Raw genomic sequence first — 12,387 nt, forward strand, 5'->3', positions numbered from 1 at the left:
ATTAATCTTTTAGTAGGTGAAGTGATGTTAGGTTTTCTTTATTAAAATATTTGCTCAAGACACGATGAACATCCTCAATTGAGACATCATAAAGCTTATTGATATATTTGTAGTAATCAACATCAAGTCCAATACTTGCCAAAGAGCCTATTAGATTTGCTTGAGTTTCAAGAGAATCCATAGAAAAAACTTTATCTGATTTAATTACAACTTTTGCTCTATCTAGTTGAGTTTGTGTGACGTTTGTTTGCTTTAGGTTTGTAATTATAGATTCAATTTTATCTTGTATGCTTTCAAGGCTTTCATCTTGGTTAGCAATCGCAGTGATAACAAATATGTCTTCGCCTTTTGTGAAAGGAGAGTATTCACTATCAATATGACAACAAAGGTTATCTTCTCTTACAATTTTTTGCTGTAAGATAGAAGCATCAGCACCACCTAGAATATTTGATAATAACATCAAGGCATAAGGGTCATTATCATTATACTCTATAGTTAATGATGGAGTAATATAGCCCATCATAACAGCAGAAGTCTCATTTGGAGATTTCTTGATTTGTGAATATCTATAGCCAACATTAAAACGAGATTCATTTGTTTGAATGTTTTTTATAGACGATCTTGGGATATCTTGGAAATATTCTTTTACAAGCTCAAATGATTGTTTAGGGTCAATGTCACCAGCTATGATAATATTTGCATTATTCGGAGCATAGTGTTGCTGGTACCAGTTTTTTAGGTCTTCAAGTTTATAGTTTTCTATATCTTTACGCCAACCAATAATAGGGGCATAACGCCCAGTATTTTCATAAGCAAGCTTCATAAATTGTTCAAAAGCGAAACTGAAAGCTTTATCATCAACTCTAAGATTTCTCTCTTCTAAGACAACTTTTTTTTCAGGTTTAAATTCATTATCATCGAATTGAAGATCACTCATACGAGAAGACTCTATAGATAAACTAAGCTCTAAATTCTTTTTATGCCAAAACTGATAATATGCAGTATAGTCGAAGCTTGTAAAAGCATTTTGCACACCACCATTGTTTTCTACGAGACTGTTCATATCTTCTTTTGTGTATTTTGATGTGCCTTTAAACATCATGTGTTCAAGCATGTGAGAAATACCAGTAATGCCTTTAGGTTCATAAGATGAGCCTACTTTATACCATATTTGTGATAAAACTACTGGAGCGCGTGTGTCTTGTTTGATATGAATATTAAGCCCATTATCAAGTGAGTAAGAATGTATTGTCATATTGTTATGTTTCTTTAGCCTTCATGAATAAAAATATTAGTAAGCATATTGCTATAAATGTAGGTGCAGCAGCTCCTAATATTGGTGGTAAATGTAAGATAAGTGAAATAGGACCAAATATCTGGTTAAATATAAAGAATGCAAAACCAAAAAAAGCACCTAATAGTAGTTTAATAATTAAAGTCGATGATCTTGTTGATCCTATGCTTAAAGGGACAGCAAGAAGTATCAGCACCATTAGAGATAATGGCTGAAAAACTTCTTGCCAGAACTTTAGGTTTAAAGCACTGTCACGTGCTTGTGATTCGGAGAGCATGTATCTAGAAAGCTGAGAAAAGTTTAAATAATCATTATCATTAATAGTAATAACTTGAGCCACAGAAAGAGGTAGTGGATTCTCCCACTTATCTTGTTTTATCTTAGTTGATACATCAATACCTTTTTCAGCATCTTTATTAGGGAACACTACTTTACTTATACTAAAAACATCTGCGCTGTTATCATTTGTATACTTCGCTTTTTCAGCAAAACGAATCTCTTTTAGTTCGTTATCTTTAATTATAAATTTTCTAATATCAAGGGCAACTTGTTTCTTAGAGTCAATTTCACCAATATGCATAATACCGTTTGGGGTTTTAAGCCAAATGTTATGAGTATTATAAGCAACCTTACTTGTATCTGAGAGTTTTTGTAATACAGGGGCGATGTATCCTCCAAACAAGACAGTAGCCATTGAGCCTATAATACCAACTAAGATTACACCTTTAGATATTTGTGCTGTAGAGAAACCAGAAGCTCTCAAAATAATTATTTCGGAACTATTTGCTAATAAACTCAAGCCCATCAAGGCTCCAACCATAGCACATGCTGGCAAGAGGGTGTAAAGAATACCTGGTAGCTGGTATAAAGTAATTAAAATTAAATCAAAAGTTGATGCTCCAGTATCGTCATTACTTACTTGAGCTAGATATGTGAAGATAAAGAAAAGAATACAGAAAATTATAGTCACAATTAAGAAGCTACTAAAAACTGTTTTAAAAATATAGCGATCAATTCGGTTTAGTAACATAGTTTATCCTTTTATTGATGAGCCATTTTGCTTTCTAATTGCTTTTATTGCAAAAATTATAAAAAATATGTGTGGTAACCATATGCCAATCCATGGAGGAACGCCACCTGAGCCCATAGAAGTATTTATAAACATGTTGCTACATAAATAAATAGCTAGAACTACAACAGATGGTAAAAGTTTAGCGTATTTGTTTTGTCTAGGTCTTAGTTGACACATTGAAATAGCTATTAGACCAGCTACTATAATGGATATGCAGTTATTTAATCTTGCGAATAATTCAGCCGTATATTTACGCTGACCTTCAAAAGATTTTGCTATAAGCTCTCCCATAAATTTTCTATCCATACGCTCATGATTATAATCTCTTATAGAATTATCATAAATTGTATAAATAGCTTTATCAGCTGTTCCATAGCTTGATTTAAAAGAATCTGTGTCTCTGGTGTAGATATGAGCTTTTTTGAAATCGATGAAAGCAGCACTTTTATTTGATTCTATGCTAGCTGTTGGAGAAGTGAGAATTTTGTATTCTTTACTGTTCTCAAGCCTTTGATACATAAAAATTTTATTAAGATTATTACTGCTTTTACTGTTTATATAAAAAACTCTACCATCAGGAGCATTAATGATTTTTCCATCAGTAATTGATGAAAGCAAAGCTTTTGCTGATAGAGATGTTTGGAAAATGTCTGAGGTTTGTTTTGCCAAAGGTATTAAAAACATAGTTGTGAAAAACACTATAGCAGTAAGCAAATATGTGGGTTTTAGCGTGTTTTTTACCATTTCCATCCATGTCACACCACCAGCTAAAGTTACGAACATTTCATTATTAGCGAAGTATTTACCAAAACAAGTAACTATAGCAAGAAATAGAGCTATTGGCGCTATAAGAGTAACATTCTCGGGTAATGTTAAAATAATGAATTTTAAAATTGAATCAAGCCCAAGCCCCTGCGAATAAGCTTTTTGGAACAAACGAATCAATAAGTTTGCAGAAACTATAGATATAATAAACAAAGTTATAGATGTAAAGGTGTTGACTATGTCTTTGTTGTAATATTTATTTAAAATCAAAATTTAGACCCTTTAGTCTCATTAGCTGATAACAATTTTATAGTTTTTCTATTGAAAAGTCAGCTGTTTACTTGTCTAGATATACAAAATTAATTACAAATAATACTATTTTTTGATATGATGATTTTGTCGTTTAATAAAATTACCGAGGTTATATGAAATTAACAGTAACAGATACAGCAACTTTACAAGCAGAGCTTATAATAGTAGCAGAAGAAAATCTTCAAAAACTAATCAATGATACAAAATGTCCAAACTCTAAAGCCTTACTTGATAGAAAAGTGTTTAAAGCAAAGTTTGGTGAAGTATTACCTCTTTTGCATGGTGATCGTACTGTTGTATTACTTGGATTAGGATCTAGACCAGATTTTTTACAAAGCGAATACGATAAAGCTATGGCAAATGCAGCAGCTCAGTTAAAAAAATTAAATATTGAAGAAGTTGCAGTTTCGATTGATTATGCTCTTGTAAATGGTGATGTTGCTGGGTTTGCTCGCGAAACTGTAAGAGCATTAATTTCTGAATCATATATTTTTGATGAATTAAAAACTACTAAAGAAGATTATGAGCTAGAAAATATAGAGCTTGTATATGGTGGTCAACAAGATATTGAACAAGCTACTAAAATTGGTTTAGCAATTGCTTGTGGTCAAAATTATGCTAAAGATTTACAAAATCTACCAGCTAACATTTGTAATACAGACTATATGTTAAATGAAGCTCGTGAGCTTACTGCTAAGTACGATACTTTTGAGTTAGATTATTTAGATGAAGAACAAATGGCTGAGTTAGGCATGGGATGTGCATTAGCAGTGGGTCGTGGTTCTGATATGTCTAACTATACTGTATGTATGGAATATAACGGTACTGGTAATGATGATGCTCCGATAGTTCTTGTAGGGAAAGGCTTAGTGTTTGATAATGGCGGTATTTGCATCAAGGGTGCAGCAGGCATGGACTCTATGAAAATGGATATGGGTGGTGCAGCTGCGGTAATGGGTACAATGAAAACTCTTGCGATGCTTAACCTACCAATAAATGTTGTTGGTGTGATGGGTTTAGCTGAAAATGCTGTTGATGCAAGATCATATCGTCCTGGAGATGTTCTTAAAACTATGAAAGGTTTGACAGTAGAAGTTAGTAATACTGATGCAGAAGGTCGATTAGTATTATGTGATACTTTAACTTATGTTGGTAAATATAAGCCAAAAACAGTGATAAATATGGCAACGCTTACAGGTGCTATGATTACCTCTTTAGGAGATGCTTTTACTGGTATGTTTGCTAACAGTGATAAACTTGCAAGCAGCTTAAAGCAAGCTTCACAGGTTTCAAATGATCTTGTTTGGAGACTACCTCTTCATAAACCTTATATGAAAAAATTAGACAGTAAAGTAGCAGATATGGATAACTGTGGTAGAGATAGATCAGCAGGTTCAATAGTTGCAGGTCTTTTCTTATCAAAGTTTACAGAAGATTATGAGTGGGCTCATCTTGATATCGCAGGCTCTGCAATGGGTGATTTTGCTAACTGTAAAGCTAGTGGTAGACCAGTTCCATTACTTACACAATACTTACTATCTCAGTCTAAATAATAGAAATTTTCTTTAAAAAAATCTAACCTTGATTATTTATTATCATTTGCTTCAGAACAAGCAGGTATTTTTTCTGAACCTTTTAGGTTGTTTATTGCAGTCCAAGTAGATTTTCTACAGTCTTCTGGTTTTGTTTTAGGCATACAATAAAAATTAGCTAATCCTTTGGTTTGGATATTTAAGCAACTTCTAAACCCATCAATACTTAAGTATTTAGGCGGTAAAGTCTGACTTACTTCTTTTTTAGCTGGATCATTTGGGATATCTGGAACTATAGAGCACCCACCTAAAATTGCAACAACACATAATGAACTTAATAACCTATACATATATTTCTCTCTTAGTAGTATTTACAATAATTGACTATTATATTCTTAAAATTACCATAATAACTAGTATAGATATAGAAGAAAATCAAATCTGATCAACTTAATTTTAATCAGTAATATAGGTTAAGGGTAATGGTATGGAAATATAAAATATACTAGTAATATGATACTAATTTAGTATAATTGGGTTGATTTATAAAACTTTTGAAAGATTATGTACGATATAGATGAAATCCGTGGCGATTTTCCATTTTTAGCTCAAAATATTAATGATAAACCAGTAGTTTTTTTTGATACTGGTGCGTCAGCACAGAAGCCTCAGGCTGTTATTGATGCAGTGTCTCAAGCATATGCTTTTGGGTATGCAAATGTTCATCGAGGAGTGTATTTTCTTAGTCAAGAAGCTAGTAATAAATTTGAAAGTGTAAGAACTTTAGTGCAAAAATTTATAAATGCAAAAAACCAAGAAGAGATAGTATTTACAAAAGGTACTACAGAAGCAATTAACTTAATTGCTAATTCTCTAAGTCAAAGTCATTTGGTAAAGGGTGATGAACTGGTTGTTACAGAAATGGAACATCATGCTAATTTTGTTCCATGGCAAATGTTAGCTGAGCGTCAAAACCTTAATTTTAAAGTAGTAAAAGTAACAGATAATGGTGAGCTTGATTTAGAAGATTTATATTCTAAAATTACAGTTAAAACAAAAGTTTTAGCTATTACCTTATGCTCTAATGTATTAGGGACTATAAACCCTATAAAAGAAATCGTAGAAAAGGTCAGAAAAATAAATTCAAACACATTAATTCTTGTAGATGGCGCGCAAGCTGTTATACATTCAAAAGTTGATGTTCAAGATTTAGATTGTGATTTCTTTGTGTTTTCAAGCCATAAACTTTATGGACCGACAGGTGTAGGAGTGCTTTATGGTAAATATAATTTACTTGAAGAGCTAGCACCGTTTAACTATGGTGGTGATATGGTTGAAGATGTTACTATTGCTAGAACTACATTTGCAAAACCACCATATAAGTTTGAGGCAGGTACACCAGATATAGTTGGTGTAATAGGTCTTGGTGTAGCTATAGAATATGTAAATTCTATTGGCATGAACGAAATTGAAAAAGCTGAACAAAAGCTCCTGAAGTACGCGACGCAGGAGTTAAAAAAAATAGATGGCTTCAAAATAATCGGTGAAGCTAAGCATAAAGCTGGCGTTATAACCTTTATAGTTGCTGGTTGTAATGCTGGTGATATTGGTGAATTATTATCTATTAAAGGGGTTTGCGTGCGTACGGGTAAGCATTGTGCCCATCCTTTATTATATAGGTTTGGCATAAATGCTACTGTAAGAATGTCTTTAGGAATGTATAATACAGTCGCTGAAGTAGACTTATTTATTAAAGCTCTAAAGAGAGTAATTAATCAATTAAAATAAAAATATAAAAGAGGTTTAGTATGGTTGAAGTATTTAACCCTAATAATATAATAACTGTAACAGAAGCTGCTGCGAAACATTTTAAGAAACATCTTGAAAAGCATAATGATTGTGTTGGTATATTTATAGGTACGAAAATGATGGGCTGTTCTGGATTAGCTTATGATTTGGATTTTGTGGCTGAAGAGCCTAAAGATACAACGGAAGTTAGCCAGCATGGTTTGAGATTTTTTGTATCAAATAAATCTATGGATTTCTTAAGTGGTGTAAATATTGATTATGTTAAGCATGAATTTGGACTATATAAACTAGAATATACCAACCCTAATGAGTCTGCTCGATGTGGTTGTGGTGAAAGTTTTACTGTATAGAAATTATAGGAATAAATTTAAAAATGAAAACAACAGATGTAACGATAGTAAGAAGACAGGTTGAAGCAGTAGCTGTACCATTTGGTGATAAGGTTGAGCTTATGCCAGGGCAAGAGGTTTTGGTAACTCAAGATAAGGGTGGTAGTTTTACAGTAAATGCAAATGGTAACCTTCTTCACCTGGATGGTAAAGATGCTGATGCGATAGGTAAGCAGGTAGTTAAATACCCAGTAGAAGAGTATAATATTAAAGCTGGTGATCCTATTAATATGGATGCAGTATGGGATCAGATGAAGACTGTTTATGATCCTGAAATACCTGTAAATATAGTTGACCTAGGTCTTATATATAATGTAATTACGAGGAAGCTTGAAAGTGGTAATTTTCATGTGATTATAGATATGACACTTACTGCACCAGGTTGTGGTATGGGTCCAGTATTGATGACAGATGTTGAAAAACGTGTTGCAATGCTACCAAATGTTGATAAGGTTGATGTAGTTATGGTTTTTGATCCACCATGGAACTCTGAGCTTATGACAGAAGAAGCTAAACTGGAGCTTGGACTTTTTTAATGTCCTAAACCTTATAAATATTTCAAAACTATCTTTAGCAAGTTATAATTACTAAAATTCGTATAAGAATTAATTACATGAAAAAAATAGCTGTATATCCCGGTACATTTGATCCTATTACAAATGGTCATGTAGATCTTGTTGAAAGAGCATTGAGTATGTTTGATGAGATTGTTGTTTCAGTATCTACTGCTTATGGTAAAAATACTTTATTTGATCTTGAGCAACGAGTAAGTCTTATTGAACTAGTTTTTGCAAGTAATCCTAAGGTAAAAGTGATTGGTTTTTCTGGTCTCTTAGTTGATCATGCATCAGATCATAATGCTTGTGCCATAGTTAGAGGTTTAAGAGCCGTATCAGATTTTGATTATGAGTATCAAATGGCTAGTATGAATAGCAAATTGAATAGTGACATTCAGACAATATTTTTTACTCCAAGTGAAAAGTACTCTTGTATTTCATCGACTCTTGTACGAGCTGTAGCTTTAAATAACTATAAAAGAGTTAGTGAGTTTGTTCCTGAATGTGTATTTAGAGAATTAGAGAAAAAATATAAAAACTAGTATGGCATTACTAATAAAAGATTTTTGTATTAATTGTGATTTATGTGAGCCAGAATGCCCAAATGAGGCTATATCCCAAGGTGAAGAGTGTTTTGAGATTGATCCTGATAAATGTACAGAATGCGTAGGGCACTTTTCAGACTCTCAGTGTATTGAAGTATGTCCAGTTGATTGTATAATTATTGACCCAAATAATTTAGAAACTAAAAATGAGCTGCAATTAAAATTTGAAAAGTTAGTTAACTACTAACTGCTTTATTATGATTTAAGTAGGTTACGATTTTCTTTTAATGAAGCGAGATATTATCTATAGTTATTCGATTAGTATATGTTGAGGGCTATAAATACTATCATGTTTACTACTTGTGGCTATTAACTTTACTTATATACAAGATATTATTTATGCTAAAAAATAGTAATAGTTAAAATTATAGAGTATATTTAAATTTAAGAATTAAATTATCATAGCTATGAGCTTGTAAGAAGACTCCTTAAATTATGAAAAGCCTATGTATTACTAAACTGTTAGATAATATCTATTCAGGTGTTATTGTTTATGGACCTGATGCGTCAGTTATTTATGTTAACAAATCTGCTTGTAATATTTTAAAAATAGATAGTGATGACCTACTAGGAAAAAATCTTTTTGAAATAAATTGGAGGATAGTTGATGCTAGTGGTAATACTGTTGATAATGATAAACGCCCATCTAGTCTTGTTTATAATGGTCAAGAAGAAAGTTGTGAAATGTTATTGGGGATAGAATATCCTGAAGGTCAATCAAATGTTTGGATTTGGGTAAAAGCTTACTCTGATCATGGAAGAGTAGTTAGTACATTTGTAGATGTTACTGAAAAATATCGATTGCCATTTCAGCAAATTGTAGATAAAGCAACTGATGCTATGATTATTACAACTGCTAAAAACGATTCAAAATTAAATGGACCAAAAATAGTTTATGTTAATGACTTTTTTAAAAAACTAACGGGTTATACAAAAAAAGAGCTTATCGGAAATACTCCTAAAATATTACAAGGTAAAGATACAGATCAAAGGCGTTTATTTACATTAAAACAGGCAATTGAAAAGAACAAACCAGTAAAAACTACTCTTCTTAATTATAGAAAAAATGGCGAAAGATACTGGGTAGATTTATCAATATTCCCCCTTAGTCTTGGCTTTAGAGATGATGTTACACACTTTGCAGGTATACACCATGATATAACAAAATTGAAAGAAGCTGAAATTGCACATAGAGAAGCAGCTGAGAAAGATGCTCTTACAGAGCTTTTTAATAGACGAGGTTTTGATTCTATAACTCAGAGTTACGATGATCACAGAAAAAAAGCACAAGAGTATGCTTTAGTGATGATAGATATTGATTTTTTTAAAAATGTCAACGACACGTATTCGCATGCTCATGGAGATGAGGTTATTAAAGACCTTGCAGGGATTATAAAAGAATATTGTCGTGATGATGATACTGGCGTTAGACTTGGTGGAGAAGAGTTTGCTATATTGATTGTAGATTCTAATAAGCAGGATGCTTTGAAAATTGCAGAACGATTGCGTAAAAGTGTAGAAAAACAAATTGTTAGTTTTAATGGTGATGATATATCATATACTATAAGTTGTGGTATAGCTGATAGTAACGGCTCAGAAAATATCGCTGAATGTCTTCATAATGCCGATAAGGCATTATATAATGCCAAAGAGAAAGGTAGAAACCGTAGTGAGGTTTGTTAACTGTAAAGTATAAGTTGTAAATACTATTTCTCTTTATTCCTATATTTTAATTAAATATTTTATAAGTTCCATGCCTTTACAATATCTGCTTGTGAGATATTTAAATTAGAGTCAAAATTTTGAAAGTATAGGCTATATTGTTTTATAAGTTGAGCTACATACATATCTTTTCCTGATATATAAAAGATTCCATTATTATTACAATACTCATGTAGATGGTTTTTACGGCCATCTTTTTCGGGCATATTGTGACAGAAAGTGATCTTTGATTGTTTGACCAAGTCTATAAATTGAGTATTTTGCTCTAAGTTTGGTGAAGCTGATATAGGGGTAGCATCAACGATTAAATCGTACGGACCTTCAAAGTGAGGTATGTTTTCGACACCAAGTTCTTTTTTCTTTTGCGTTACTTTTTTAGGATCTCTGCCAATCATTGTAACTTTAATCCCTAAATCTTGAAGGACTTTAAAGGCAACACCAGAAACGCCACCATTACCGTAGATTACAGCAGTTTCAATATTTTGTTTAGATTTTTGAATACCATTGGTTAATGCATTATGTAGACCAAAACAGTCAGTGTTATAGCCGTGTAATTTACCGCTTTTATTTATAACAGTGTTTACAGCTAAGGTTTCTTTAGCAAGAGGTTCTACATAGTCTAGAAAAGGTATAATTTTTGATTTAAGACCATTTTGAGCTGTGACGGTACCACCATTTACAAAAGGCGCTTTTATCGTATCTGTATAAGTTTTAGCATCAACTTCTCCCTCAAATGTGAAGTAACATAAGTTTAAACCTAGTTCATGCATAGCATTATTATGTCTAGTAATAGAAGAGTTACTTCCTGACGTTGAAAGTATAAACTTTGTTTGAGTATTCAGAGGAGTTTTATATTTATCTAGCATGTTGATTATAAGTATAGTAATAACACTTAGAGTTTATAAAAACCAGATAAAATAAGCAAATTATTAGAAATAAATCTAAGAGAGTTAGGAAAGAGTATTATAGGATATATTGACTTAGGTCTTTATTTTTAACAAGATTTCCTAATTTATCATCAACATATTTAGTTGTTATGCTTATAGTTTTATCTTCAAGTTCTGGAGCATCAAAAGATATTTCTTCAAGAAGTTTTTCCATTACAGTATGAAGTCTTCTAGCACCGATATTTTCAACTTCTTCATTAACTCCATGAGAAATCTCAGCTATGCGTTTTATTGCGTCATCTTCAAAGCTCAACTCTAAACCTTCTGTTTTCATTAAAGCTATATATTGCTTTAAGATTGAACAATCAGGCTCTTTAAGAATTCTAACAAAATCTGCTATTTCTAAAGATCTAAGCTCTACACGAATTGGTAGTCTACCTTGAAGTTCAGGGATAAGGTCAGAAGGTTTTGCTACATGGAAAGCACCAGATGCTATAAATAATATATGGTCTGTTTTAATCATACCATGCTTAGTAGATACTGTTGACCCTTCAACTAGAGGTAGTAAGTCACGTTGAACACCTTCACGAGATACATCACCACCATTATTGCTAGATTTTTTACAAACTTTGTCAATTTCATCTAAGAAAACAATACCATTTTGTTCAACAGATTCTAAAGCACTAGCTTTAATCTCTTCTTCATTAACTAGTTTTGCAGCTTCTTCATCTTTTACAATTTTCAAAGCATCTTTGATTTTCATTTTCTTAGATTTTTTCTTATCACTACTTAGATTGGAAAATAAATCTTGAATTTGACTAGTCATATCTTCCATGCCTGGAGGTCCCATTACACCAATTTGTTTAGGAGCAGCTGAAACTTCAATCTCAATTTCTTTATCATCAAGTTCACCATTACGTATTTTCTTTCTAAATATTTCACGAGTTGAGTTATCTTTATCTTTTTTAGCATGTTCATCAACAGGCTCATTACCAAAGCCAACTTTTGACTCAGCAGGGCGTGCAGGAGGTAGAAGTACATCAAGGATTCTTTCCTCAGCCTGAACTTCTGCTTTGTCTTGGTACATTTTTTTGGCATCTTCACGTTTCATCTTTACAGCCATCTCTACAAGATCACGGATTATAGATTCTACATCTTTACCAACATAACCAACTTCTGTAAATTTAGTAGCTTCAACTTTTATGAAAGGAGCATCAGCAAGTTTTGCCAGTCTTCGTGCAATTTCAGTCTTACCAACACCTGTTGGGCCTATCATTAAGATATTTTTTGGAGTAACTTCTTGGCGCATATCGCCTTCAAGATTCATTCTTCTCCATCTATTTCTAAGGGCAATAGCCACTGCTTTTTTAGCATCACTTTGACCAATGATATGTCTTTCTAACTCGTGTACAATCTTTTTAGGAGTTAATACTTGTGTCATAA

General features: G+C 32.3%; 13 protein-coding genes. 7 read left to right on the plus strand and 6 right to left on the minus strand.

Annotated elements, in window-relative coordinates; translation table 11 throughout:
• Nucleotide 1: 1 nt before the first annotated feature.
• Genes CDH04_RS03805 through lptF form a run of 3 tightly spaced genes read right to left on the minus strand, consistent with a single transcriptional unit; the run spans nucleotide 2 to nucleotide 3,401 of the window.
• Nucleotides 2-1,255, minus strand: a complete 1,254-nt coding sequence (locus CDH04_RS03805) for a M16 family metallopeptidase (RefSeq protein ID WP_112869757.1) — start codon at nucleotides 1,253-1,255, stop codon at nucleotides 2-4.
• A 4-nt stretch (nucleotides 1,256-1,259) separates the two neighbouring features.
• Nucleotides 1,260-2,324 carry an LPS export ABC transporter permease LptG gene (gene lptG, locus CDH04_RS03810; protein ID WP_112869758.1) on the minus strand — a complete coding sequence of 355 codons (1,065 nt, stop codon included), beginning with the start codon at nucleotides 2,322-2,324 and terminating at the stop codon, nucleotides 1,260-1,262.
• A gap of 3 nt (nucleotides 2,325-2,327) precedes the next feature.
• Nucleotides 2,328-3,401, minus strand: a complete 1,074-nt coding sequence (lptF, locus tag CDH04_RS03815; RefSeq protein ID WP_112869759.1) for an LPS export ABC transporter permease LptF — start codon at nucleotides 3,399-3,401, stop codon at nucleotides 2,328-2,330.
• A 155-nt stretch (nucleotides 3,402-3,556) separates the two neighbouring features.
• On the opposite strand from lptF, the gene CDH04_RS03820 reads away from it, so the two are divergent.
• On the plus strand, nucleotides 3,557-4,996 hold the full coding sequence (locus CDH04_RS03820) for a leucyl aminopeptidase (RefSeq protein ID WP_112869760.1): 1,440 nt from the start codon (nucleotides 3,557-3,559) through the stop codon (nucleotides 4,994-4,996).
• Nucleotides 4,997-5,028: 32 nt separating this feature from the next.
• Here CDH04_RS03820 and CDH04_RS03825 read toward each other — a convergent pair whose 3' ends face one another.
• Nucleotides 5,029-5,325, minus strand: a complete 297-nt coding sequence (locus tag CDH04_RS03825) for a hypothetical protein (RefSeq protein WP_112869761.1) — start codon at nucleotides 5,323-5,325, stop codon at nucleotides 5,029-5,031.
• Nucleotides 5,326-5,539: 214 nt separating this feature from the next.
• Between CDH04_RS03825 and CDH04_RS03830 the strand changes: the two genes are divergently transcribed.
• The 6 genes from CDH04_RS03830 (at nucleotide 5,540) to CDH04_RS03855 (ending at nucleotide 10,018) form a co-directional block, all read left to right on the plus strand.
• On the plus strand, nucleotides 5,540-6,763 hold the full coding sequence (locus CDH04_RS03830) for an aminotransferase class V-fold PLP-dependent enzyme (protein WP_112869762.1): 1,224 nt from the start codon (nucleotides 5,540-5,542) through the stop codon (nucleotides 6,761-6,763).
• 20 nt (nucleotides 6,764-6,783) lie between these two features.
• Nucleotides 6,784-7,134: a HesB/IscA family protein gene (locus CDH04_RS03835; RefSeq protein ID WP_112869763.1), complete on the plus strand. Its 351-nt coding sequence runs from the start codon at nucleotides 6,784-6,786 to the stop codon at nucleotides 7,132-7,134.
• Nucleotides 7,135-7,157: 23 nt separating this feature from the next.
• Nucleotides 7,158-7,709, plus strand: a complete 552-nt coding sequence (gene sufT, locus CDH04_RS03840) for a putative Fe-S cluster assembly protein SufT (protein WP_112869764.1) — start codon at nucleotides 7,158-7,160, stop codon at nucleotides 7,707-7,709.
• Nucleotides 7,710-7,786: 77 nt separating this feature from the next.
• The gene (coaD, locus tag CDH04_RS03845; protein ID WP_112869765.1) at nucleotides 7,787-8,272 is read left to right on the plus strand and encodes a pantetheine-phosphate adenylyltransferase; all 486 of its coding nucleotides are present in this window, start codon (nucleotides 7,787-7,789) and stop codon (nucleotides 8,270-8,272) included.
• 1 nt (nucleotide 8,273) lies between these two features.
• On the plus strand, nucleotides 8,274-8,522 hold the full coding sequence (locus CDH04_RS03850; RefSeq protein ID WP_112869766.1) for a YfhL family 4Fe-4S dicluster ferredoxin: 249 nt from the start codon (nucleotides 8,274-8,276) through the stop codon (nucleotides 8,520-8,522).
• A gap of 248 nt (nucleotides 8,523-8,770) precedes the next feature.
• Entirely contained in the window at nucleotides 8,771-10,018 is a 1,248-nt protein-coding gene (locus tag CDH04_RS03855) for a sensor domain-containing diguanylate cyclase (protein WP_112869767.1), read from the plus strand.
• Nucleotides 10,019-10,077: 59 nt separating this feature from the next.
• On the opposite strand, the gene CDH04_RS03860 is transcribed toward CDH04_RS03855, so the two are convergent.
• Nucleotides 10,078-10,923 carry a shikimate dehydrogenase family protein gene (locus CDH04_RS03860; protein WP_112869768.1) on the minus strand — a complete coding sequence of 282 codons (846 nt, stop codon included), beginning with the start codon at nucleotides 10,921-10,923 and terminating at the stop codon, nucleotides 10,078-10,080.
• 97 nt (nucleotides 10,924-11,020) lie between these two features.
• On the minus strand, nucleotides 11,021-12,385 hold the full coding sequence (gene hslU / locus CDH04_RS03865) for an ATP-dependent protease ATPase subunit HslU (protein WP_112869769.1): 1,365 nt from the start codon (nucleotides 12,383-12,385) through the stop codon (nucleotides 11,021-11,023).
• Nucleotides 12,386-12,387: the final 2 nt, after the last annotated feature.

The sequence above is a fragment of the Francisella adeliensis genome, from assembly GCF_003290445.1.
Taxonomy (GTDB): domain Bacteria; phylum Pseudomonadota; class Gammaproteobacteria; order Francisellales; family Francisellaceae; genus Francisella; species Francisella adeliensis.